21 protein-coding genes are annotated in these 25,672 nt (G+C 32.5%); 10 read left to right on the top strand and 11 right to left on the bottom strand.

All coding sequences use genetic code 11. The features are described from left to right. The first annotated feature begins 9 nt into the window (after window positions 1–9). Window positions 10–414 (top strand): hydrogenase iron-sulfur subunit, encoded by a 405-nt coding sequence (locus EJ01_RS14295; protein ID WP_048082403.1) that lies wholly within the window; start codon window positions 10–12, stop codon window positions 412–414. 239 nt (window positions 415–653) lie between these two features. Next, window positions 654–2,159: a 5,10-methenyltetrahydromethanopterin hydrogenase cofactor biosynthesis protein HmdC gene (gene hmdC / locus EJ01_RS14290; RefSeq protein WP_048082402.1), complete on the top strand. Its 1,506-nt coding sequence runs from the start codon at window positions 654–656 to the stop codon at window positions 2,157–2,159. Between the two features lie 524 nt (window positions 2,160–2,683). On the opposite strand, the gene EJ01_RS14285 is transcribed toward hmdC, so the two are convergent. The 5 genes from EJ01_RS14285 to cbiM form a co-directional block, all read right to left on the bottom strand. Then, window positions 2,684–3,358 carry a HoxN/HupN/NixA family nickel/cobalt transporter gene (locus tag EJ01_RS14285; protein WP_084689244.1) on the bottom strand — a complete coding sequence of 225 codons (675 nt, stop codon included), beginning with the start codon at window positions 3,356–3,358 and terminating at the stop codon, window positions 2,684–2,686. Between the two features lie 234 nt (window positions 3,359–3,592). Continuing rightward, window positions 3,593–4,432: an ATP-binding cassette domain-containing protein gene (locus tag EJ01_RS14280; protein WP_048082401.1), complete on the bottom strand. Its 840-nt coding sequence runs from the start codon at window positions 4,430–4,432 to the stop codon at window positions 3,593–3,595. A gap of 117 nt (window positions 4,433–4,549) precedes the next feature. After that, the gene (gene cbiQ / locus EJ01_RS14275; RefSeq protein WP_048082400.1) at window positions 4,550–5,338 is read right to left on the bottom strand and encodes a cobalt ECF transporter T component CbiQ; all 789 of its coding nucleotides are present in this window, start codon (window positions 5,336–5,338) and stop codon (window positions 4,550–4,552) included. A gap of 22 nt (window positions 5,339–5,360) precedes the next feature. Then, on the bottom strand, window positions 5,361–5,699 hold the full coding sequence (locus EJ01_RS14270; RefSeq protein WP_048082399.1) for an energy-coupling factor ABC transporter substrate-binding protein: 339 nt from the start codon (window positions 5,697–5,699) through the stop codon (window positions 5,361–5,363). Then, window positions 5,700–6,398: a cobalt ECF transporter S component CbiM gene (gene cbiM, locus EJ01_RS14265; RefSeq protein ID WP_048082398.1), complete on the bottom strand. Its 699-nt coding sequence runs from the start codon at window positions 6,396–6,398 to the stop codon at window positions 5,700–5,702. It lies immediately after the preceding gene. A 305-nt stretch (window positions 6,399–6,703) separates the two neighbouring features. Between cbiM and EJ01_RS14260 the strand changes: the two genes are divergently transcribed. The 4 genes from EJ01_RS14260 to EJ01_RS14245 all read left to right on the top strand — a co-directional run bounded on the left by EJ01_RS14260 (window position 6,704) and on the right by EJ01_RS14245 (window position 11,245). Continuing rightward, window positions 6,704–7,342: an ECF transporter S component gene (locus EJ01_RS14260; RefSeq protein ID WP_048082397.1), complete on the top strand. Its 639-nt coding sequence runs from the start codon at window positions 6,704–6,706 to the stop codon at window positions 7,340–7,342. A 143-nt stretch (window positions 7,343–7,485) separates the two neighbouring features. Further along, window positions 7,486–8,643 carry an adenosylcobinamide amidohydrolase gene (locus EJ01_RS14255; protein WP_052376243.1) on the top strand — a complete coding sequence of 386 codons (1,158 nt, stop codon included), beginning with the start codon at window positions 7,486–7,488 and terminating at the stop codon, window positions 8,641–8,643. Beyond that, window positions 8,640–9,509 carry an energy-coupling factor transporter transmembrane component T gene (locus tag EJ01_RS14250; protein WP_048082396.1) on the top strand — a complete coding sequence of 290 codons (870 nt, stop codon included), beginning with the start codon at window positions 8,640–8,642 and terminating at the stop codon, window positions 9,507–9,509. The genes EJ01_RS14255 and EJ01_RS14250 overlap by 4 nt, the downstream gene beginning before the upstream one ends. Beyond that, complete coding sequence (locus tag EJ01_RS14245; protein WP_052376241.1) at window positions 9,500–11,245, top strand: ABC transporter ATP-binding protein; 1,746 nt, start codon at window positions 9,500–9,502, stop codon at window positions 11,243–11,245. The genes EJ01_RS14250 and EJ01_RS14245 overlap by 10 nt, the downstream gene beginning before the upstream one ends. A gap of 205 nt (window positions 11,246–11,450) precedes the next feature. On the opposite strand, the gene EJ01_RS14240 is transcribed toward EJ01_RS14245, so the two are convergent. Continuing rightward, on the bottom strand, window positions 11,451–13,583 hold the full coding sequence (locus EJ01_RS14240) for an acetate--CoA ligase family protein (RefSeq protein ID WP_048082395.1): 2,133 nt from the start codon (window positions 13,581–13,583) through the stop codon (window positions 11,451–11,453). A 1,285-nt stretch (window positions 13,584–14,868) separates the two neighbouring features. Here EJ01_RS14240 and EJ01_RS14235 point away from each other — a divergent pair. Then, the gene (locus EJ01_RS14235) at window positions 14,869–16,350 is read left to right on the top strand and encodes a pseudomurein-binding repeat-containing protein (protein WP_052376239.1); all 1,482 of its coding nucleotides are present in this window, start codon (window positions 14,869–14,871) and stop codon (window positions 16,348–16,350) included. A 296-nt stretch (window positions 16,351–16,646) separates the two neighbouring features. Here EJ01_RS14235 and EJ01_RS14230 read toward each other — a convergent pair whose 3' ends face one another. Together EJ01_RS14230 and EJ01_RS14225 are read right to left on the bottom strand one after the other, a co-directional pair. Further along, window positions 16,647–18,548, bottom strand: coding sequence for a YhgE/Pip family protein (locus tag EJ01_RS14230; protein WP_048082394.1), 1,902 nt, complete (start codon window positions 18,546–18,548; stop codon window positions 16,647–16,649). Window positions 18,549–18,687: 139 nt separating this feature from the next. Continuing rightward, window positions 18,688–19,143: a MarR family winged helix-turn-helix transcriptional regulator gene (locus tag EJ01_RS14225; RefSeq protein WP_048082393.1), complete on the bottom strand. Its 456-nt coding sequence runs from the start codon at window positions 19,141–19,143 to the stop codon at window positions 18,688–18,690. 488 nt (window positions 19,144–19,631) lie between these two features. On the opposite strand from EJ01_RS14225, the gene EJ01_RS14220 reads away from it, so the two are divergent. Both EJ01_RS14220 and hemL read left to right on the top strand, forming a co-directional pair. Beyond that, window positions 19,632–20,273 (top strand): cobalt-precorrin-8 methylmutase, encoded by a 642-nt coding sequence (locus EJ01_RS14220; RefSeq protein ID WP_048082749.1) that lies wholly within the window; start codon window positions 19,632–19,634, stop codon window positions 20,271–20,273. Between the two features lie 93 nt (window positions 20,274–20,366). Next, complete coding sequence (hemL, locus tag EJ01_RS14215; RefSeq protein WP_048082392.1) at window positions 20,367–21,620, top strand: glutamate-1-semialdehyde 2,1-aminomutase; 1,254 nt, start codon at window positions 20,367–20,369, stop codon at window positions 21,618–21,620. A 91-nt stretch (window positions 21,621–21,711) separates the two neighbouring features. Here the strand turns inward: hemL and EJ01_RS14210 are convergent, their stop codons facing one another. Beyond that, window positions 21,712–22,320 (bottom strand): hypothetical protein, encoded by a 609-nt coding sequence (locus tag EJ01_RS14210; protein ID WP_048082391.1) that lies wholly within the window; start codon window positions 22,318–22,320, stop codon window positions 21,712–21,714. A gap of 469 nt (window positions 22,321–22,789) precedes the next feature. Between EJ01_RS14210 and EJ01_RS14205 the strand changes: the two genes are divergently transcribed. Further along, window positions 22,790–23,053 carry a hypothetical protein gene (locus EJ01_RS14205; RefSeq protein ID WP_048082390.1) on the top strand — a complete coding sequence of 88 codons (264 nt, stop codon included), beginning with the start codon at window positions 22,790–22,792 and terminating at the stop codon, window positions 23,051–23,053. 359 nt (window positions 23,054–23,412) lie between these two features. Here EJ01_RS14205 and EJ01_RS14200 read toward each other — a convergent pair whose 3' ends face one another. Together EJ01_RS14200 and EJ01_RS14195 are read right to left on the bottom strand one after the other, a co-directional pair. After that, window positions 23,413–24,144 carry a DUF4012 domain-containing protein gene (locus EJ01_RS14200; protein WP_245611225.1) on the bottom strand — a complete coding sequence of 244 codons (732 nt, stop codon included), beginning with the start codon at window positions 24,142–24,144 and terminating at the stop codon, window positions 23,413–23,415. 104 nt (window positions 24,145–24,248) lie between these two features. After that, window positions 24,249–25,649, bottom strand: coding sequence for an undecaprenyl-phosphate glucose phosphotransferase (locus tag EJ01_RS14195; RefSeq protein ID WP_048082389.1), 1,401 nt, complete (start codon window positions 25,647–25,649; stop codon window positions 24,249–24,251). Window positions 25,650–25,672: the final 23 nt, after the last annotated feature.

Raw genomic sequence — 25,672 nt, 5'->3', positions numbered from 1 at the left:
GGTGATAAAATGTCTGAACCAAAAATAGTGGGATTCTGTTGTAACTGGTGTTGTTATGGAGGGGCAGATACCGCGGGGACTGCCCGTATGCAGTACCCTCCAGGAGTTAGAATTATAAGGGTCATGTGTTCTGGAAGAATCAATCCTGAAATGATACTCAAAGCATTTAAGGAAGGAGCAGACGGTGTATTTGTAGGCGGCTGCCATATTGGGGACTGTCATTATGACTCAGGGAACTATAAATGGAAAAGAAGGGCTAAATTCATTGAAGATCTCATTCCAGAATTTGGAATAGATAAAGAAAGGTTTAGATTTGAATGGATATCTGCTTCAGAGGGTGAAAAATTCCAAAAAACCATGAAAGAATTTTATAACTGTATAAAATCAATTGGACCTATTCAAAAATCCAATTAACTTTTTTTATATTTTTTTCTTTTATTTTGAAGAGGAACACTTCTAAAATGAAGGTATGAATTATACAGAGCAATTTAAGAAAAAAGTAATACAAAATCCGGCTTAAATACTAATATTTAAATATAAAATACACTTATCTAAATTAATAGAACTTTAGAACCAGTAATTAATACAAATAAAACAAAACAGTATTTTTTATATACTTTTTTAGCGTTCCAAAAGTCTGAAAGGTGACATAAATGCATGAAATAATAAAAGAAGCCGTTAATGATATGGATTCAGCATTAGAACTTTGTAAATCACAAAAAAACGTTGTTGATGTAGTAAATGCAGTATCAGAACTGAATACAAAAGAAGCTATGAAATTAGGTATGAATTTTAAAAAGTTTCCCCTGGGTTGCGACCTGACAGAAATCGTTGTAGGAACCTGTGCATCCGATCTGGAAAAACGAGACCTTCTTGGCAATTGTATTCTAGCAAATATGATCGGGGCCCCCATACATATATGTGCTTACGCCTTCGCAGATATTGCAGAAGCCCATGGAATGAAAGGAATTGACATTATCAAAGAAGTCAGCGCGATAACTGATGTCCCTTTAGATCTTGATCATTTTGGCCGCTATGGTCCTATGAGATTTCCTAAAGAAATAGTTAAGTGTTCAGGGCAGTGTTATTATCAAGGGCCCTATTTTGAAGAGTGTCCAAGGGGAAGAATTCATTCAAGACTTTTTGATAAGGAAAAAAGAGAAGAAATAAATAAAGAGGAATGGATTAAGCTTTCTTCTTCGGTAGCTGTTAATTTAACCAGTGAACAGGGTGGAGAAGGCCATGCAGCTCCCATAGAAGAAGCAGAGGAAGTTGCCGGCTTGGCTAAAAAACATGGAAAAGGACTAGAAACCATCATGTTCATTGGTGACGGATATGATGACCTGATTACTGGTTTTGAGAAAGCCTTGAATATAGGTGCTGATGTTTTTGTTTTAGAAGGAGGCCCTTTTAACAATTCCAAAAATAGACTTGATGCATTTGCTAAAGCAGTTGCTATGGCCCGAATTTTAGTTCCAGGCAAAGTAGTTGCAACCAATGGCGCATATGAAGATGAATGCAGGGCAGGTCTAAGAGCAGGTCTTAATGCAATTATAACAGGCTTCCCTAATAATCACCACGGATATATGTGTGGATACTCCCCAGGGACTGCTAGAAGAGGTATTTTTGGGCTCCCCAGAGTTATAAAAATGATAAAAGAAGAAGTTAAATGTGAATCGGCCAGCATTCCAGTACAAAGAGAAGAATTAAAAGCTCTGACAAGGGCTGTAAAGATAGCTGGGCCCCACAACATATATCCCCATAAAATTGGATCTTTTGAGGTTGGCGATGCTCATTGGGTTACTTTAGCCAATTCAAACCTTTATAAATATATAAATATAGATAAAACTGCAAAAAGTATAGTAAATGATTTAAAAGGAGATAATGTGTCTTTATTAGGTGGCAGATTTGTCTCATGGGTTATAGCTAAAGAATTAGATGGATTAGTGGATGATATTATTATCAGCGACATGGATCCATGGGTAGAAAAAGTTACAGTTCAAAACCTAAGTGAAGAACTAAATACAAACGTTACTGGCGCTGGATCTAATGATAAATATGCTGCGGAAAATTCAAAAAACAGCATTATAACTTCAACGGTTCCACAAATTGCAGATAAAATTTCAAAAAAGATACCCGGCACCATCAAATTGATATAACCGTTTAAAAACCATTTTTTAACATGGGATAAGAGTTAACTGATATTAACTAAATTTTTTTATTCGCTATTTAAATCTTATAGAAATACTGTGAACCAATAATTCAATTTATAGGGCATTTAACTTTTGTTTAATATAATTAAATGCCCCATAATTCTTGAATTGTATAGGTCTCTAATGGTTATAATTTTTTTATATATCCTAACCGATATTTCTAGGGGGAAATAAATGGCAAGGTCGTAATTAATAATTAAAATAGGTATTTTTAACTATTAATAATATTTTTTGACTCTTGCAAAAATTCATAGAATTTTTGCAGCCGCAAAAACAAAGAAAATCTATGATTTTCGAAAGTTTTTGCCAGCTTTGCCACTACAAAGAAGAATTAGTGCTTTTTGTATATAATACTTTCTATTTATTTTATATTATTACTTTTGGGGCTAAATTAAGAAAAGTTATAATACTTAACTGAAAAATTAAAGGAAAATGGCCAGATTGAAGCAATCAAATACCCTTTACATAAATTAAATAGATTCAAATACAGGCTGTAATAGTGTAAATAATCCTATTACAATGATAATAGTTCCACTTAACAGTGGAATCTTGTTTATGGCACTGCTACCCATGTAACTTTGGATAAATCCTCTCCCTTTAACAAAAAGCGCTGAAAGAATAGTTATGGATATTGCAAGCCCTGCACTGAATATCAAAACATATACAAGGCCGTTGTATAACTGGTTATTTGCAATACTGAAAAGCAGTACTGCCAGGGCTGCAGGACAGGGTATTAAACCAGTAGATAATCCAATAGCAACAACTCCTTTCTTAGTATCGATACTGTGTTCATGGTGGTGATGTGGGTGATAATATTTTCTCACCATCCATAAACCAACTCCCACCAGTATAATTCCACCTATTAAACTCATGACTTCATGGGTTCTATTAACGTCTAAAGCCCCTATTAAAAATATTGAAACTATTCCAAGCAAAACTACAACAATTACATGGGAAAAAACTACAGTAAGCCCTAGTAATGAAGCATCCTTTAATTCGGCATCAGTACCTATAACAAATGCAGCCATGACTGATTTTCCATGGCCTGGTTCCAGTGCATGCAGCGCACCAAGTATAAATGCAGAAATTATAAACATTAAACTCATTTCTGACGTGACCGCTGTTATTCCTGATATTAAATTCATTTAAACCACCTCTATAATTTGACTTTAAGTAATACAATTTTTAATTTTATTTATATAACAAGTAATACACATGATCAATGGAATATCCCCTCCATTTAACCGCTAACAAATATGTAATACAATTTTCCAATTTATTTATAAGATGAGTAATACCTAAAAGCACTGAAGTGCTAATAACTCAAAAAAATCAAAAAATAAGGAGTTAAGTGGTATTTCAGTAAGAATTAAGTATTTTCAATCTTTAATTTGATTATATATCCTTTTCCTGGCTTCACCTATCGTAAGAGGATACGGCTTATCAAACGGCACCTTATCTTCCTTTTGAAGTATTTCCACAAGGTGTGCTATTCTTGGAAGACGTAAATTAGCCTTTCTTATGGTTTCAGCATCTTCAAAAACTTCCTGAGGGCTTCCTTTTTTGATTATATTCCCCTTACTGATTATATAAACACTATGTGCATATAGGGGCACCAGATCAACATCATGGGTGGATATAATAATAGTAATTCCTTCCCGGTTAAGCTCATAAAGTAGTTTCATAATTTTCGAGGCACCCCTCGGATCAAGACCACTCGTTGGTTCATCTAGAACCATGATCTTGGGGTGCATTGCCAGGATGCCTGCAATAGCCACCCTTTTCTTCTGGCCACCGCTTAAATGATGTGGCGCTTTATGTTTAAATTCAATCATTTCTACCCTTCTTAAAGATTCATCAACTCGTTTTTTTACTTCTTCTTTTGATAAACCTAAATTCACAGGGCCAAAAGCTACATCTTCCACCACTGTTGGGGCAAACAGCTGATCATCAGGATTTTGAAATACTATCCCAACTTTCTGCCTCAAATTCATAAGATCTTCTTTTTTATAGTTTAAACAGGCATTATCTACCATTACACTTCCAGATGTAGGCTGCAGTATTCCATTGAAGTGTAAAAATAATGTTGATTTTCCTGCTCCATTTGGACCAAGAAGTGCAATAATTTTGCCAGTTGGAGCACTGAAATTAATGTTTTCTAAAGCGTTAGTTCCGTCTGGATACTGATAAGTAACATTTTTTGTTTCAATAATATTCATGTTATCTCCTTAAACTCCTTAAACGAATTTATGTTGTAATACAATTTTACACTTTGTTTATATGTTCAGTAATACCTACCTTCGATGAAATATCATCAGCTAACTACTTTAAAAAAATTAAAATATGTTAAAATTCCCTGTTAAACATGTGCCGAGGAAGAGTGCTACCTCAAACACCACAAGTAATGCTAAATTACGAGTTCCAATACTTCGGATACTTCCATATTCTCCCATTGTTTTCATTGAACCAGTATAGCACCTCGATTCCATTGCAAGATACACCTGTTCTCCTTTTACCCATGTTTTTATGAAGAGGTTACTACCCAGCATACCCATGGATTTGAATGATTTTTTAATTGTCGAATATCCAAGACGTGTTTCCTGAGAGTGATACATATTAATGCCTTCATCCAAGAACACGAATATATAACGGTACATCAACATAGCCAATTCAAGAACAATTTTTGGGATTTTTAAACGCTCTAATACAGAAAATAGTTCTGTCATTGGCGTAGTAAGGGCCAAAAATGCCAGACATGAAAAACCACCAAGCATCCTTGCAAAAACAAGGAACCCTAAGTTGAAACCATCTGCAGTTACTGCCCAGTTGAATATTCCAAGTTCCAGTACATGAAAACCAACGCCAAAGAACACCGCCATGAAAACAAATGTTATAAATGCGAAGATGAATGGTACCAAAAGGAACTTCAAATAAAACTTATATGGAATTTTAGCTTTGAAAATAATTAGATACGTTAACAGCAAAAATACAATAAAAGGTATAACTGGTGATGTGGATACCAAGCTTACCAGCATGGTCAATATTGCAAACAGCACCTTGAAGTATGTATTTGTGTTTTTTAGACCATTGGAATGAGCATAGCTATCCAGAGTGTTTTCAAACATTGTATCACCAGTCAGAATTTCTTTATTTACTTATTTTAGTAGTTTTTATAACCTGTTCTTCTATTTCATCTCTTTTTCTTGCTTTAGCCTGGCCACTGTAGTATCCTAAAACATAACCTATTATAATAGCTCCAATAGCTGCCTGCGTTGCAAATAATAAGCTCTCTATTTCACCACTTGGTGGCTCCCACAGTGGTTGGACCCATGGCTCATAACCTGTTTCTTCTATTGCTTCACTGCCCTGATCATCGGATCCACCGAAATAGCCCTGATCTTCTCCAAGGCCGTTATAAATTGCAAGTGGAAATATAACAATTGCAGCTACTAAAATTAACAGAATTATAGGCTTTTTATCAACCATTTAAGCCACCTCTGGTACTTTTTCTGAAGCTTTTTCAGTGTCTTCTGCTTTTATGACACCTAACTTTCTTAATATATCAGGTCTAAGTTTCATAATGTAATCAAATATTACAACAGTTAAAAGACCTTCTGCTATTGCCAGAGGCACCTGGGTGTAAGCATATATTGCTATAAACTTAACAAATGCAGATCCAACAGTTGGTATTGGGAATGCCATTGCAAGCTGTACTGCAGTTGCTACATAAGTTAACCAATCCCCTGCAAGTGCAGCTAGAAATATTCCTATTGAAGCAGACAAACCTAATTTGTTAGTTCCTTTCCATACTAACCACGCTGCTAATGGACCCACAATACCCATTGAAACAATATTAGCACCTAAAGTTGTTAAACCTCCATGAGCCAAGAGTAATGCTTGGAAAAGAAGCACAATTGCTCCTAAAACGCTTACTGCAGCAGGTCCGAATAAAACTGCACCTAAACCATTACCACAAGGGTGAGAGCAGCTTCCAGTTACAGATGGCATTTTTAAAGATGACAAAATGAACATAAATGCCCCTGAAACTGCCAAAAGTGGTTTTGATTCCGGATGTTCGTCCGTTACTTTCTTTATCTGGATTATACCATAGGCAACGACTGGTAACGCAACCGCATACCAGAAAACGCACCAGTACCATGGTAAATATCCTTCCATTATATGCATATTAATTTCTCCTCCATTTTTAGTACATATACACCTTTCGTCAATTTAATTTGATGAATTTAAGATATATAAAGTTTACTTTATTTTTTTTCAAGTATAATTGAAAAAATAGAAAGTATTATTATTATCCCCATCTCCTTTTTTTTCATATTCCACAGTTAATGTGTGAAACTAAGGACATATAAATCTTGCTTTATTTTTTTTCAAGTATAATTGAAAAAATAGAAAGTATTAAATATCAGATATAGTTGAATTTTATTCAAACATATTTGAACAGTGCATTTATTAAAATAGGAGTGAAAAATATGGATTCTTTAACTTTAACCAGTTTAATAATATTTGTAATACTAATAATTGGAGTCATACTCTGTATCTTTAGATATTTCGAAAAATCAAAACCCAGTGTCGAGTCAATAGTACTAATTGCAATTTTGGTAGCTATTGCTTCTTTAGGAAGACTTCCCACAGCGGCATTACTCAGCATTCAAGCTTCTTCTTTCATAATTATAATGGCAGGATTAGTTTTTGGAAAGGAAATCGGTTTTATAACAGGTGTTCTGACAGCTGTTGTAACTGATCTATTTTTAGGTATTGGATACTGGACAGTTTTCCAGATGATTGGTTGGGGCATTATGGGATTAACTGCAGGAATATTCAGTTCCAAACTTGAAAATGTATACATAAGAGCAGGATTTGGTTTTATATGGGGATTCTTTTATGGATGGATAACCGATCTTTCAATGTTGCCATTCCTTAGCACCATAGATTTAAATGCTTTTTTAGGTATTTTCGCTGCTAGTGTGCCCTTTGACTTATCACATGGAGTTACAAATGTTATTTTGTTAGTTTTACTATATGGTCTGTTTAAAAGGATATTTAACCGGGCTAAAGATAAGTTCCTTTCCAATCAAACAGGACCATTGAATAAAGGTGCAAACACATAAAAACCGAACTATATTACAAAAATAAAGTACTGGATACGTAAATGCTTAACTTGCATATATAACTAACATTATTCCAAATTCGCCCGATACTTGGTATTACACGCTTAAACGCCGAATTATAATTAATTGCATAGGAGATTTTAATGACTTTATCACAGAACATATATGATCAAAAGGGGAAAAATATAGATTCAAGTTATAAACCTAAATTAGTTTTTAAAACAAGTTCAGGAGAAAATATTTACCGATGCAAAGACTCTATTGTTGTAAAATTACCACAAAACAGAAATTCAATAACCACTTCATGGATAAATGGAGGTTACAAAGAAAATATTGAAGCAATATTTAACCATCAACTAAAAGAACCATGTGAAGGTAATCCAGATGGCCTTGAAGGACTTAATGTTCAAGATTACATGATAATTACCGCTGAAAAACTTGGTTTGAATCCTGAAAAAACATCAGGGCTTATTACTTCTGCTGATATGGAACATGCAGCCATATCAACTAAAATTTTCAGAAACATCGAGGTTACAGCAGTAGTAACTGGTGGGATTAATGTTAATGGGGGGCGTGCCGGAGATCCTGCATCCTACTACGAAGAAAATGGTAAATTTGAATTTAAACTAGGGACCATTAACACCATTTTAATAATAAATTCCAAATTAAATGAAAGTACACTGTTAAAAGCTATGATAGTAGCTGTAGAAGCAAAAACAGTGGCGCTTCAACAGCTTATGGCACCAAGCAAATATTCAACAGGTATAGCCACTGGTTCAGGAACAGATGGAATTTCTGTAATTTCCAACATGGAAAGTAAAAACGTTCTCACAAATGCAGGCAAACATTCCAAATTAGGAGAACTAATTGGAAAATGTGTAATTGAAGCTACTACAAAAGCACTTGCAAACCAGACTAATTTAACACCGGATTCACAGCGTGACATGCTCGTCAGGCTGAACCGTTTTGGGATCGATGAAGAAAAATACTGGCAAACTGCAGAATCAATTCCAGGAACAAAACAAAAGAAAGAATTTATAGAGAATCTCCATAATTTTTCTAAAAACCCATTGATTGTGGCTATGGTTTCGTCTATTCTGCATATCGTTGATGAAATTGAATGGGGTTTAATTCCTGAAACTGCTGGCAAAAAAGCGGCAGTTTCAATTATGAAAACAATTCCCACTATCCTAAATGAAGAATTTTCAATAACTGAAAAATTGCTTGAGGAAAATGATTCCATCATTGAAAAGTGGATGAGGCTTAGTTCATGGTACATTTGCAAAATGGTGAATCCATGAAATTTACAGTGATCCATCCAGCAACTTATATGGTTTACTACCTGATTTTGATATTATTTGCATTCTTTTTCAATGATCCCTATTATCTGACATCTTTTTTAATTTGTATTGTTCTTTTAACCACATTTCAAGGTATTAACAGCGAATTTAAGAATATAATTAAGTTTTATATCCCCATGGCGTTCTTAATTATCATTTTAAACCCATTGGTATCTCACATTGGGGCCATAAAAATATACATCATAGGAAATTACTTTATTACGCTGGAAGCTTTGGTATATGGTATTTTAATGAGCTTATCCCTTTTAATCATATTACTGCTATTTGCGTCATATAACAACACAGTTTCTTACCAGGAAATGCTTTATATTCTTTCAAAAAGGTTTCCAAATATTTCTATAATAATTATAATGGCTTTGAGATTTATTCCATTGTTAAACTATAGGCTAAGTGAAGTAAATAAAGTTTTCAGGCTTAATCATGAAAGTTCAGGTAAAAAAAATGAAACAAAGATAAATAAAATTAAAGATACAGCCCAAATGCTTGCAGTTGTTGTTTCATGGTCATTAGAAGAATCAATGCTAGCTGCAAAATCAATGAAAGGTAGAGGGTATGGAATTACTGAGCGAACTAATTATTTATCCTTTAAATTTAGAAAAATCGATTATTATTTTATTGCACTCATCATTATTTCAGCTGCAGTATGTATAATTGGACTTTTACAGGGCCACGGCAGGATAAGCATTTATCCACAACTGCAGTTTTCATTTTCAGAAAATATATTCAACATATTCTATTTCGCGTTTTTAATTCTTTTACTACCTTTAATCTATTTAGAATCCAAGGAGAAATTGATATGGCATTAATCAGCTTTAAAAATTTTTATTTTAAATATAATGAAAAAGACAGAAATGTTCTTTCTAACATCAATTTAGAAGTACTTCCCGGAGAATTTGTTTTATTCTGCGGTCCATCTGGATCTGGAAAAACAACGCTACTTACTAACCTAAAAAAAGAAATACGACCTGCAGGAGTCTATGAGGGAAAAATTCATTATGATGATGAAGATATAGAAATGCTTGAAGATAAAAAATCAGCATGTGAAATCGGCTTTTTATTTCAAAATCCTGAAGATCAGTTTGTATCTGACAATGTCCTTCAAGAAATAGCTTTCCCCTTAGAAAACATTGGTTTGCCAACCGAAGATATCCGAAACAGAATAGCTGAAATGGCAGCTTTCTTTGGCCTGGAAAAATATTTATACAAAAATATCAAGGAATTATCCGGCGGGCAAAAACAGCTGGTCAATTTATGTTCTTTACTGGTTTTGAAACCTAAATTACTTCTTTTAGACGAACCAACTTCACAGCTGGATCCTATAGCTGCGTATAATTTTTTGTCAATGCTAAGGAGATTGAATGAAGAATTTTCAATTACTATAATGGCTACAGAACACAGAATAGATAATATTTTTCCTTTTGCAGATAAAACAGTTTTTTTAGAGGATGGACACATAAAATACATTAATAAACCTAGAACAATATGCTCAAAAGCATACCAAAATCCAGTATTCCGCAATTATTTACCTTCAGTTACTAGAGTACATTTCTTATTACAATCTAAATATTCTTTTTTGAATAAATGTAAAATTCCTCTGAACATACGTGAAGGCATGCAGGAATTAAATTTTCTGGATGAAAAATTAAAAGAGTCTGGCACTGCTTTATGGCGTGATATAAATGTAAATCTATTTAAAAACTCAGAGAATTTAGATTCAAGTGATATTCTGCTTAAATGCAAAGATATCTGGTTTGGTTATATAAATGACCATATCATTTTAAGAGGAGTTTTTCTGGATATTAAAAAGGGAGAATTTATAAGCATATTTGGAGGCAATGGAACTGGAAAAACAACTTTACTGCAGATTTTATCTGGAATAATCAAACCACAAAAGGGCAAAATTAAGCTTAAAAAAGGAATTAAAGTAGGTTACGTTCATCAAAACCCTATGGTTCATTTCTGGAGAGATACTGTCCAAGAAGAGTTATCACTGAACTTTTTGGAAAAATTAGAAGATAATAACTCGTCTAAATTCAGGAGACTGCAAAAATATATGCCTCAAAATAGTCATGAAAACATTAACTCAAATAACAATCAAATCATTTTGGATTCTGAAAAGGAAAAACTCATAGAATTTTTTGGAATATCTCATCTACTGGATAAACATCCTTATGACTGTAGTGGTGGGGAAAAGCAAAAAATAGCAATTGTTAAATCATTACTCACTAAACCAGATATTTTATTTTTAGACGAGCCTACAAAGGGTTTAGATCCCGTGTCCAAATTACATCTTGCGTATAAATTAAAAAAAATGCAGGAAAACGGTTTAACTATCGTAATGGCAACCCATGACATTGAGTTTGCGGCGGAATACTCCAAAAGATGCATGATCTTATTTGACGGGAAAATCCAAATTGATAACACTCCTAAAGCTGTATTTTCCAGCAATAATTTCTATACCACTTTTGTAAACAGGATGGTGAAAAATTTTTTACCTGAAAGCATAACTTTAAATGATGTAAAAGAAAAATGGATCGGTTGATTTGGATTTTTTCCAAGTTTAAGATTTATTTAAGCAATTTCTGTTTTATTAATTTTAAATGATCTAACTCAAAATGCTAAACTTATCTTTTTGAATTATAAATTTAAGGTGAAACTTTAATACTTCTAAAAAGAATCAATTTAAGATAAAAAGATAGAACATCTATAAAAAAATATTTTAAGAAGGATTTAAACCTTCTTTAAAATTATTCACTTGATTTTACCCTTGCACTCTGGGAAAGTTCTGATACAGGACCAGATCCTCCTTCTTTTAACATCAGTCTCATATCAACAGCTAATGCTCCTTCTTCAAAGACCATTAACGGGTTGATTTCAAACTCGTTGATTTCAGGGAAGTCTGTAACAAGCTGTGAAATTCGGAGTATGATATCTGCAATGGCTTCAGTGTCCATTGCTTTATCTCCCCTAGTTCCTTCAAGGAGTTCATGAGTTTTAATTCCAGCTATCATTTCCCTTGCTTCTTCTTCATTTACAGGTGCAATTGCAAATTTAACGTCCTTTAATATTTCAACGTAGATACCACCAAGTCCAAACATCATCATTGGACCAAAGGTAGGATCTTGTACCATACCTATGATAACCTCTTTACCGCCAGACAACATTTTCTGTAACTGAACGCCTTCAAGAGTTGCATTAGGTTCTTTTTTAGGTATGTTTTCCATCATGTCTTCATAAGCTGCTTTAACGTCATCTGCATTGTTCAGGTTAAGCTTAATTCCACCCACATCGGATTTATGTGAAATTTGAGGAGAAACTATTTTCATAACCAGAGGGTATCCAATTTCTTCAGCTGCTTTTAGTGTATCTTCAAGGTTCTTTGTAATTGCAGTGCCTACTGTTGGAATTCCGTATGCTTTAAGTATATCAAAGGATTCCAGACCAAGCGTATACATATCTTTTTCCTGTGCCTCTTGAATAATGTTTTTAACAATTTCTTTGTCAACATCAAAATCAGGGGAATCTGGATATTCCTGATCTTTGATAATACTGTAATTGTATAAAGTTTTCAAACTTTTAACAGCCCGTTTAGGATACAGGTAGTTTGGGATCTGATGTTCAGCTAGAAGTTTTTCAGCGCCTTCGAAACTGGTTCCTCCAAAGAAACTGCATAAAATTGGTTTTTCAGAACTCTTCGCGTGTTCAATTGCAACTTTAGCAATTCCCTCAGCATCGGTGACAGACTGCGGTGTAACCAGATAAATTACTCCGTCTACATTAGGGTCTGCTAATACAGTCTCAAGTGCAAATGCATATCTTTCTGGACTTGCGTCACCTAAAACATCAACAGGGTTTTTAACACTTGCAGTTGCAGGTAATCCGTCTTTTAATTTTTGTTTAGTTTCGCATGTAAGTTCAGCAATTTCAAGGTTATTTTTTATTGCAACGTCTGTGGTCATAATCGCTGGACCACCAGCATTTGTGATTATAACAATTCTATTTCCCTTTGGAAGTGGGGAGAATGCTAAAGCACTACTGTAATCCATCATCTCGTCAAGTGAATTTACACGTATAATTCCACACTGTGAAAATGCTGCTTCATATGCAGAGTCAGAACCGGCAATTGTACCTGTGTGTGAAGAAACTGCTTCAGATCCTTTGGAAGTTCTTCCAGATTTTATAACAAGAACAGGTTTTTTCCTGGAAGCTTCTCTACTGGCTTCTATAAAACCCGGGCCATCAACAATACCTTCCAGATATGCGGTTATAACTTCTGTGTTTTCATCTTCCATAAAGTCTTTCATACAGTCATTTTCATTTATCACAGCTTTATTTCCAAGACTGACAATTCTGGAAAATCCAATATTCTTTTTATCAGCATAATCAAGAATAGCTGCCATGATAGCTCCAGATTGACTCATAAAAGATATTTTACCTTTATGAGCAATATCAGAAGAAAAAGATGCATTCATATCGTTATATGTATTCATTATACCTAAACAGTTAGGACCTACCAGTTTGATCTTGTATTTTTTACATAGTTCCACTAATTCATTTTCAAGTCTGGCCCCTTCTTCATCAATTTCTTTAAATCCTGCTGAAATTACAACAATGTTTTTAATTCCAATTTCACCACATTCTTCAACTGTTGCTGGAATTAAATGTGATGGTATGGTTATAACTGCAAGATCTACAGGACCATGTTCACTTATTGATGTACAGGCAGGAATTCCAAGTATTTCGCCGCCTTTAATATTAACCGGAACGATTTCTCCTTTATAATAATTCACAAGGGATCTCATTATATCGTACCCGATTTTACCTTTCGTCTCTGACGCACCTATTACTGCAATTGATTTTGCATCGAACATATCACGCATGTCTATCACCTATTACACATTCTATTACACATTGTATCCTTACGGAATCTTGATTTTATTTTTATTACACAGTTGTATCCTTACGGATTATTTTTATTTAATTATGAAATTAAAATTATTAAAAAGAGTTTAAAGTTTTAGCTGGCTTCATTTTAAATATTACATTTTAATAGATCTGTAACTTTTCTTTTATAACTTGAATTTATTGTATCTACCTTTTCGCTTTATTATAAAACTCACCTACTCATTATAAAGCGATCATATTACGTTTTCAATTATTTGAATTTTACATTATTTATTATTTAAATTATTTGAATTTTACATTATTTATTATTTTAAACCTTAAATATATTTCTAAAAAAAGTTTTAAAATAATATCTTCACAGAACTTCTGTTTTTTTTAAAATCCAACAAATATATAACTATTTATCTTATTTTCATTTCATAAGTATCATATTATGCAAGTCTAAGATTTTTCACACGTTAATTTCGCCTATTTTCATTGTACTGCCTTTATTACATATTACATTTTCATTATAAAAACAGTTATTTATTAATAGCAGATAGTTTGAACATGAACTGTGTTTATCACGTATTAATATTTTTGATTTAATGATCTTTATATTCTTGTAGTAACTTCTTTTTATAATATCTATAAAGTTTAAGGAGCTTTATTTATTTAAATATTTTCATAAAAAGCAGTTATGCTATTTCCTTTATTTGTAATAAATTTATTTAAATTTTAATAACATAATACAATTTTAATAATTAATTAAGATTAAATTAAATAGTATTAATTCACAAATAACTTCCTAATGCAATATATGTAAATTAGAGTATCATTTTGTCCAATAAAAGATAAAATCAGTTAAATATAATCCTTTAAATTTACACTATATCCCAATTTAAAGGTTTAAACTACAAAAAAAATAGACATTAATTTTATAATATACAATTCGATTTTATATTCTTTATTATCTTATTTTAAGCTTATATAAATGGTTAATAATTTCTAAAAAATCTAATCAATTCTAAAATATCATTAAAAATTATTTAAAATATTATAATTGATAATAAATAAATGATACATGAAATAAGGGTTAATGAAACATGACTAGAATGTTTTAAATGATAAAATACGTTATTTAAATTCTTTATTTTTGATTTAAAACCAAATAATTTATAAGATATGGATAACTATCCAGATCTGTAAATAATTTTTAAATTAAAAACCTTTGATTAGATTTAATTTAGATTTTATTTAGATTAATAAGGAGGCGGAAAAATGCGGAAATTGTTCTTTGCAGGGATAGTTGTTATGGCACTTTTTTTAAGTATCAACAACGTATCTGCAGCAAATTCTACAAACGTCACAACAGATCAGGTTGTTAATGCATCGACTGCGGTGAAATCATACGTAGAAACAAATCACACACTTCCAAGTACTGTAAATGTATCTGGAAAACAGGTGAACATGCAGCAATTCTTAGAAATTTCAACTACAGCAGTGTCAAATATCAACAACAACAAGTCCAATGCAACAATTAGCCTTAAAGACTATGGTAACGCAACTGCTCCATCAGAAAACATTACAAGCAGAAATATCACTAAAGCAGAATATTTAGATATTGCAAACCGCGTTAAGTCTTACATGGATTCCAATGGACGAGCACCCAATTACGCCACACAAACCAGTACTGGAGACACCATCAGCTTTGAATCTATGGTTTATATGTATTCAAAGGTACTCAACTACTACAAAACAAATAAAGTGCTACCAAACTACGTTTCAGTGAATGCATGGTCAACAATTAGTATACCAAATAGCGCAAATGTAATAGGCAGTACAAGCTATGGTTATGTGGAAAAAGAAGTTTACGGGAATCTAAGTTCCAATAAAACCATAGTAATTATAGTAGGTGTACATCCACAGGAAAATGGAATTCATACCGCTGTTGCAAATGCTCTGGCAAGTAAATCAGCGACTCTCAGTAAAAGGTACGTCATCTACAAGGTTCATGTAACCAAGGATGCAGATGATTACAGCAAAGGAAGAATGAATGGACAGTTATTAGCCCAAAAATTCGTGGTACCTGCTGTTTCTAAAGAAAATCCAATGTTAGTGGTAGATGTTCACGAAAATCACGGTGCAGATAGTGGATATGAATACTACAGATTTTTATATCCAATTTCAAGTACTGCCATAACTAAAACCTATGCTAACCAGATAATCAGTGCTATGCCTTTTTTAGTGACATACAGCCCACCAAATCCAACAAGTACACAGTACGTTACAGTGCCTATTGCTAATAAAGGAATACCCACTATAATCTATGAAACTTACATGAGTGATTCAACAGCTAAGAAAAACAGTGATGCAAACACATTTATAAACGCGTTAGACACTAAAGTTGGAAGCGCATCAACTGGAAACACACCACCGGATACAACAGCTCCAAAAGTAACTTCAAGCACTCCCCAAAATGGTGCTACTGGAGTTTCAAGGACATCTACTATTACCATCAAATTCAGTGAAAACATCAAATCAAGTGTTAACTGGTCTAAAATATACATGATAAATCTGAGTACTGGAAAAACAATGGTAATCAGCAAATCAATAAGCGGCAACACTCTCTCAATCAAAATGGATTTAAAAAGATACGCTTACAACGTGTATCAGATCTACATTCCAGCATCTGCTGTTAAAGACAGTGCGGGTAACAATTTAGGTACTGCATATACATTTAGATTTGTAACAGGGACATAATGTCCTTTCCTTTTTATTTTTAAAATAATAGATACTTTTGTTTTTATTTCTTAAATTCAATTATCAGACCTATTTACATGGCATATAATTTTAAGCTTTTTTACGTATAAAATATGCACAAAAACACACAATCACAAAAATGAAATTATAAATAAGTACAAAATCACTATTTAATTTGCATTAAGATTGTTTTCATTGGGCATTAAGCGTATCCCATTAATGTCCAACGTAAAACATCTATTTTAATAAAAAATAGAGTAGAATTATCCTGCAATAGCTAACTAAATATTTAAGAATTATCCAACTAACCCGCTGTCCTTTAATTTTTCTTCTAGATCTTGTGAATTTTTTATTTTTCCTGTAATTAGCAATGCCAGCACTAAGATCATGCTTGTGGATATAAATAATATTCCTAAATTGTACCAGTAACTGTTCCATAAAACTCCTGCAACTACTTCCCTGAGAGCTCTAATAGCATATGTCATGGGCAAATATGGCTGTATAACCTGGAAAAAAGTGAACTGGAGTTCTGCAGGATAAATTCCTCCCGAAGACGCAATTTGCAAAATCAACAGTAAAACTGCTATTACTTTCCCCAGACTTCCAAAGATTGAAACTATTGAATACATGATTATCATAAAACACATGCCTATGATCAATATGGTTAATGTCATTAGGGCTGCTGATGAATTTTGTACATTTAAGAGCAATACACTTAATGCGATCAATAATGACTGAAAAAAGCCTATTACTAAAAATAAATTCATTCTTCCAAAATAAGCAGCCCTAACAGAATATATATTTGATTTCACGCGCGCAGCTACCATAGCTATAGCTATAAGACACCCTATCCATAGCGATAAAGCAATATAAAATGGAGCAAGACTAGATCCATAATTATTCACAGGATACATACCTTCTTTTTCTAGTTCTACCGGGCTTTCAAAATAATTTTTAACATCACCCTGGTTAGTATCTGAGAATGCAATTAATTTATCTATATCCTCCTCATTTATCGAATTAAGCTTAGCTGCAGCTATAGGTATAACATTTTTAATTGTAGGCCATTTTGAATTAACCATATTTAATGTGGCCGCAGCTTTGTTAATTTTCTGGTTTATTCTGGCTTTGTTTGCTACGAGGGTATTTACACCATCGTCCATCTGGTCAATTAAAGATTTTAACTCGGTTAATTTCCCTTTAGGGTTTTTACCATCTTTTATATCAGTTTCTATATGTTTTAAAACTGTGAGAACTTGATTTGCATAGCCGATATCAGTTTCAATTTGTGTAATGACAGGCTCTAGCTGAGCGTCACCTGTCGCATTGTATAAACTGGTTAAAATCGCGTCGACATACTTAAGACCAGTTATGGTTGTGCTGACCTGTGATTCCATGTCCTGAACTTTAGTTAAAGATTTGTGTGGATCAGCTAAAATTTGATTGTACAGAGAATCATAACTATTCCTTGCATAATTGGAATATTTTTGTATTTCAGGCAGTGCATCACTAACTTTAGGCCATATTTTCTGTACTGTGCCCATATCTGAATTTGCTTCAGATATTGAAGAATCTATAACGCCTATTTTTCCATTTAACTCATTTACAAATGATCTTAACTTAATGAATTGTGCTTTATTTTCTTTAGCCACTTTCCCTACATCGCTGAGCTTACCAAAAATAATCCCATCAATGGTTTTAACTATTTCACCATTAATTTTAGTTTGTATCTCATTAGCCCCAGCACTGGTAAGCCTTGTTGCAATCGGACTCAATTTTTCATTGTCTATGTACTGTATTTTAGCCTGCTGAGGAGTTGTAGTTTCGATGGAAAGTAAATCTTCACTGAAATTACCTGTAATTATCAAAGCTGCATAATATTTTCCATTTTTAACACCATCTAGTGCCGTTCTCTTGTCAACAAACTGCCAGCTAAAATTGGTATTATTTTTTAACTCATCAACTAACATGTTTCCAATATCATAGTGCGTTCCATTAGTACTATAACCCATATCTTCATTAACTACAGCAACTTTCATATTTGAAGTTTGAGAATAGGGATCCCATGCAGAAGGAACGGTAAACAGAATATACAGTGAAGGTAAACAGATAATCACTATCAAAAAGACCACGAGTATTGGAAGTTGTTTAATCGTTTTAATATCATTTTTAAATATTTTAATTGATTCTTTTATCATTAAAACCACCTAAACAGTTTATATACTTTTTCACGGATTTTACTAAACTTTTTATTTTTAATTACCCCAGCAATAATTGCTTTAATAATAGTTACATAAGCAACTATTGAAGTAAATTTAAACTGGAAAACTACAAAAATTATAAAGAATATTTCTGTACATTTTGTTCTATACGTTTTAATACATCTTTAACTATTTTTTCCTCATCAGAACTGATGTTCTCTAATAATTTTCCTCTTTGATGCATTATCAAGGGAATAAAACTATTAAAACGAGATTTACCCTCCTCTGACATGTAAACTTTAAACATCCTGCGGTCGTTCTCATCAACTTCTCTGCGTACATATCCCTTCTTTTCCAGCTTGTCAATAAGCCGGGTTATATTAGGATAATCATTCAAAATTTTGTCTGCAAGCTGTCTCTGTGATTGACCATCATTCCCATATAGTTTATAGAGTAAAAATGCCTGTTCTGGTGTAAAATTAGGTTCATTCTCATCTAACAACTTTTGAAGTTGAAATCGTAACAATCGTGCAGATCCATAAATTTGATAGATCAGAAAGTCATCTAGATCAATTAATTCACTTTTTTCCATGAAATACCTCATAATCGTTGCTTAGGCAACTATTATATATTTATATTATAAAAACTTTGTGTAAACTTATCAATCAAAGCAGCATTTCTGACGTAATTTGACTACGTTGATAATGTTAACTAATTAGCATAACAAAATTTGGAAATTAAACCATAACTAAAAATCAAAGTGTCAGAAATTAAGATTATGTACAACCAGATGCAAACTGCAAAAAAATATAAATTCTCACCACCAATTAAAAATTGAGAAACGTTCATGAGCCAGAAGTTGTGCAAAATAATGTAATTATAAATAATGTAATTTTCATGCGAATATGGTTGAATTACATTTAAAGATAATTCCTTATTAAAATTATAATTTAACATGCATAATTTGCGCGTGTCATAGACTGAGCGTAAGAGATATTAAATCAGATTGCAGACTTATATCCAATGTCTTCTTTAAATATAGTAACAATAATTAAAATTAAAAATCTAAGATGTGAAAAAATGGGTAACGATTCTATTTTCATGGGTGCATCAACAAAACAGGGCTATGATATAGCTTCTAAAAGTAGAGAAATAGTAAGATCATTAATTGCAGATAAAATAAAGGATCTTTCTCCAGCCGAGCAAAGGATAGTTGAGAGAATAGTTCATTCTACAGCAGATCCGGAATATGCAGATATCACTGAAATATCTTCTAATTTTGTTGATGAAAGTATAAAAGCAATTAAAGCCAGGAAAGACATTCTTACAGACATAAATATGGTCAAAGTTGGAATAAATAAATATGAAGGTGAAATAAAGTGTTATATCAGCCATGAAGATGCCATTAAACTTGCAAAAGAAGAACAGATAACTCGAGCAGCCGCTGCAATGCGCATTGCACATGAAGAAGGTTTTGATGGAATTATTGTAATTGGAAATGCCCCCACAGCACTTTTTGAAGCTATAAATCTGGTTGAAAATGAAGGTATGAAAGCTAGATCCATTGCAGGGGTCCCAGTCGGATTTGTTGGTGCTGCAGAATCTAAAGAAGCACTTACAAAGACCAAAATACCTAATATTATAACTCAAGGGCCAAAAGGCGGGACACCAGTTGCAGTGGCCATTGCAAATTCGCTTATTGGACTTGAAAAATTAGATTAAACAGTAAGCCATATTATACGTGTAAATCCAAACTAAATTACATTTAATTATTCCAAACTTACCAATTAGCTAACAAGATACGGAGTTAAAAATATGAAATCTGAAGAATTATTCAAAGAAGCCAAAAATTATCTTCCAGGAGGAGTAGATTCTCCTGTTAGAGCTTATAAACCATATCCTTTCTTTGCAAAAGAAGCAAAAGGTTCTAAAATAATAGATGTTGATGGAAATTCATATATAGATTACTGCCTCGCATATGGGCCTCTCGTTTTAGGTCATGCAAACGAAAAAATAATGGGTAAAGTTGTAGAACAGCTTAAAATAGGTTCAGCATATGGTGTTCCTACAGAAAATGAAATTGAGCTTGCAAAACTTGTAATTAAAAAAGTACCATGTGCCGAAATGGTTCGGTTTGTAAATTCAGGTACAGAAGCAACTATGAGTGCCATAAGACTCGCAAGGGCAGCTACAAGTAAAAAAAAGATCATCAAATTTGAAGGGTCCTACCACGGGGCACATGATTACGTTCTCGTAAAATCAGGTTCTGGAGCTGCAGGATTGCCAGATTCACCAGGTGTACCCGAAGATACAACAAAAAATACAGTTTTAATACCTTTCAACAATAAAGAAGCTGTGGTAGATTTAATAGAAAGAGAAGGGGATGACATTGCAGCCATAATTGTAGAACCTATAATGGGAAATGTAGGTTTTATTCCGCCGAAAGAAGACTATTTAAAATTTTTACGTGAAATTACAGGCCAAAATAATATTATCTTAATATTTGATGAAGTTATCACTGGTTTTAGAATAGCTGAAGGTGGAGCTCAAGAATATTTTGGTGTAACTCCCGATCTTGTAACTTTCGGTAAAATTCTTGGTGGAGGATTCCCTATCGGTGCTTTAGCTGGTAAAAAAGAGTTTATGGAAATGATAGCTCCAGCAGGCACTGTTTATCAAGCAGGGACATTTAATGGAAATCCAGTATCAATTACTGCAGGACTTGCAATGTTAAACCAGCTTAATGATAATTTTTATGCAGAATCAGAGAGAAAAGGAAAGTTGATAAGAACTGGAATTCAAGATATACTCTCCGATAATAATCTGGACTTTAAAATAGCTGGTTTAAGCTCTATGTTCCAGTTATACTTTACAGATAAAGAAGTATATGATTATGCCAGTGCTAAATCTGCAGATACTGAAAAATTCAACCATTACTTCCAGACTTTACTTAAAAATGGAGTTTTTATTCCGCCATCACAGTTTGAATGCTGCTTCATATCATCCATGCATGACAAGGAAGATATTCAAAAAACACTGGAAGCAGTAGAAAAAGCAATAAAAGTTTAAAATTTTTTAGTGTTTATATCCGTTATGGGGTTTTACCCTCCCCCCCCTATTTCTAAATTTTAAATAATTGTTTGAAATAAAGAAAATGATTTTAAGTGGTTGCATATAAGAATAAAAGCACCAACGCAGTTATAATAAATAAAGTTGCACTTATTTTTGTAAAATAATGGCTTTCCGCACGTTCTGCTCTTGACCGCTGCTTTTTAACATGAGATAAAAAATTATTTTCCTGTACAGCCATATTTACAGCAGCGTTTTCAATGATACCTTCATCTAAACTTTTTTCTTCAAGTGTATCCCATAGTCCGTTTTCTCCATAGTTAATCTCAGTCAATATGTCTTCCTGCATTTTAATACGCATTGATAAATCTTCAAAAAACTTTTTTCTCTTTTCAGATTTGCTTTTAAGGGCATTTTCTATTTCCTGCAGTTCATCATAATTACTGTTCACTGTTCCGGAGTTACCACCATTTAAGTCTTTTGAATCTTTGATCTTTATAAAATCATCAATATCTTCATAAAATTCCAGATTACTACCACATTCACATTCTAAAAAGTCATCTGGTGATTCATTTTCTTTAAGAGGATAATATCCATAGCATTTATGACATATTAAATATCCATTGTCATAATTTGATCTTTTTAGATTTTCAAAGAAATTTAGATCAAATGGCTTGCCCGTATTACTGTCTGATGACATCAAAACACCTTACTATTATACATTAGTTAAATTTGTTAACGTATTATATAATACTAGTAGTATTGCACAAATAATACTACTATTTAAGCAGATTTTTACATAATTTCAAAGCATAATTTATGATTATAATTTAAACGATATTAAATATTTTCAGGTAATTTATTGTTTCTATTTGTGATAAGTATGCCAATATGCAATACTCTAAATTAAAGATATATTTGAAAAAAAAAACGCTCTGGAGTATTGTGCAAAAATTGCACTAACTAAAACTACTCTCAAACTTTTATATTTCCATAGAAACATGCTGATATCCAGTTATAAAGATTAAACTGTAATTCAATATATCCTTCTTTTACCGTTATAACTGTAATTAATCTTGTTGGATTTGGCACGGTTATAAAGCCCACTTAAAAAAACTATTTATTACAAAAAAACAGATATTTATACAAATTTTAAAGGAGAATCATGGTTGGAAAAGACAGAATTTATAGAAAAAATTAAAGACATTGGGTTTATAAAAGATAAGTCTGAAAAAAATAAAGAAATTTTCAGAATTACTGAAGGTGTGTTATTAAGTGTTAAATTACGACTTAATATTTACAAAGTGAATACAAACTATATTGAGCTTATAAATTCAGAAGTATGGTTTAATTACTGGGACAATACTCAATTTCATCGTAAATTAGGTGAATTTTCATTAAATGAAATTGAAGACGTATGGAATACTAAATAAACCATAGATTTGACTAACTTTTAATTTTAAAAATAAAAAACAATTAAGTTGTTGCACTTAAATCAGCTGATACCGCATTTAAATAAATATCCTTTGTTTAACATACTTTGAAGTGGATTTAATGTATATAAGTATTGTTTTTACTATAATACTTGATGATGTGTATTATCCTAGTTAGAGTGGATACTACCTATTAACTAATAAAAAAAGAAATCCTGCAGAAATTCTCAAAAACCAAAGCCAACAAACACGAAACACGTTGTGTTTGCAGTTACAAAATCTTTGATTTTGTAAACATTCGAAAATTGAAAATTTGAGGGATTCTGATGGAATTTCTGAAAGATTTTTGATTCAACAAATTAAAGTAAAGATTTAAACCCATATGCAATAGCTATCTTTACAAATGCATCTTTTGGGACAACTATTATGTTCCCTTGAGCATATTGGGCAGTAGCTGTCTGTAAAAATGCAGAAAATTTACTTTTATCCTTTATAGCATTTATCATAGGATTCATAACCGATTTTACGGCTTCACCCCTGCTCATATTTTCATTATACTGTTCATTTCGTACGAAAGCTATAGAACTACCAGTAACATCTGTGCCATTAACGTATATCGGCCCAATAGAATTTATCAACGCATCTATAGCATCAGGAGTTACCACTACAACAACATCCGTTTTATAACCAGTATTATACTGAACAATCTCTTGAGCTAGCTTAGTTCCGGTCTCTACATTAGCATCCCATAGGGAATCATGGAGATAAAGCTTATTTACGCCCTGTGTTTCTTTTAGATACTCCGGAGGTGAAGCAGTTGGATGGGCCATACCGCCAGGATATATTGGTGTTACATTTTCAATATTTCCATCATGTGTATGGACTACAAAAGCCATATCTACAGCCCCAATACCCGGCCTCTTTTCTGAAGGGTCTGCACAGAGAATAAGTATGTTATGGTCTCCTTGCAGTACATTTTCATCCGAAGTTGTAGTTTCATATTCATAAGCTACAAATAAAATGCCGGCAATGAAAATGACTAGAATTATGATAGCAATTTTCTTTTTCCACGACATATCTTTCAATGACATATTATTAACCTACAATCAAATCTTGAATTTAAAAATAGTAATAGTAATTCATACCATATAACCTTTGGTAAATATTGGTATGATTCAATATGCTCAAAAATCATTCAATAAGCATTCTTATTAACAAAACCCTGGATTAAAGTCATTAGAAATATCTTTATATCTAAAATTAAAGTCCAGTTTTCCACATAATAGATATCAAATTCTATCCGCTTTTTGATGGAAGTATTTCCTCTCCACCCATGTACTTGAGCCCAACCACTCATCCCGGGACGTACATGATGTTTAATCATGTAATCTGGAACTTCCTCCCTGAACTTTTCTACAAAATAAGGGCGCTCAGGTCTAGGGCCTATTAAGCTCATATCTCCTTTTAATATGTTAAAAAGCTGTGGAAGTTCATCAATGCTTGTTTTCCTGATAAATGAACCAAATTTAGTGGTACGGGGGTCATCTTTAACTGTCCATTGATGTTTTTCTGCTTCTTCGTCCTGAATTTTCATACTACGAAATTTATACATCACAAATTTTCTCCTGTTAAACCCTATCCTTTCCTGTTTAAATATAATTGGTCCTGGAGAACTTAATTTTATTATAACCGCGGTTAAAAGCAGAACAGGTGAAAGAAGTATAATGCCTGTTATAGCAAATAAAAGATCTGAAATTCTTTTAACAATTTTTTTAAACGAACTATCCAGAGGAACGTATCTAATGTCTATAATTGGAATGTCATCTATCATATCGATATAGTGTTTTGCAGGGAAGTATCTATAATAATCAGGTACAATTTCTGCTTTTACACCATACCTTTCGCATAAATCTATTATAGATTCCAATAGAGCAGAATGTCTTGGTGATATTGTTATAATTACCTTATCTATCTGATTTGTTAAAATAACATCACATAAGTCATCAATGTTTCCTATTATTTGGGAATTTGCAATTTTATGTCCATTTTCAATATTATCATCTAAGAATCCTATTATATTATATCCAAGATATTCACGCTGATTGAGTTTAGTTGCAACCTGTTCACCTAGTACTCCTCCCCCTACCATTAGAATATATTTAATATTAAAACCCTTGCTGCGTATAAATCGAAGTGATTGTCTGAATATGATTCTTTCAATACTGGAAAATACTGTACTGAATACGGCAAATAATGCAAGTAAATACCTGGAGTAATCAATTTGTTCAATTATAAAAAGGAATGTCACAAGCATTAATAATCCCATAACATTTGCTTTAATGATATTTACAGGCAATGATCTAACGCTTTTAGTCCTTTGAGGTGTATATAAACCAAAAACAGAATATAATAAAATATATAATGGTATAATGACTAAAAGGGATAACATATAGTATCCAAAACCTAAATTAGACTCATGAATAAATAAATTACTCTGAAAGCGGACAAACCATGCGCATATGAGTGAAAATGCGATTACCATTATGTCTATAATTACTTGAGCCAGATTAAAAAATCTTTGATTTTGCCTGATCATTCCATCACCAATTCATCAATATA

This window comes from Methanobacterium veterum (genome assembly GCF_000745485.1).
GTDB classification, from domain to species: Archaea; Methanobacteriota; Methanobacteria; order Methanobacteriales; family Methanobacteriaceae; genus Methanobacterium_D; species Methanobacterium_D veterum.
Note: the sequence above shows the minus strand (reverse complement) of the source record. Positions and strands in the feature narration are given on the sequence as shown.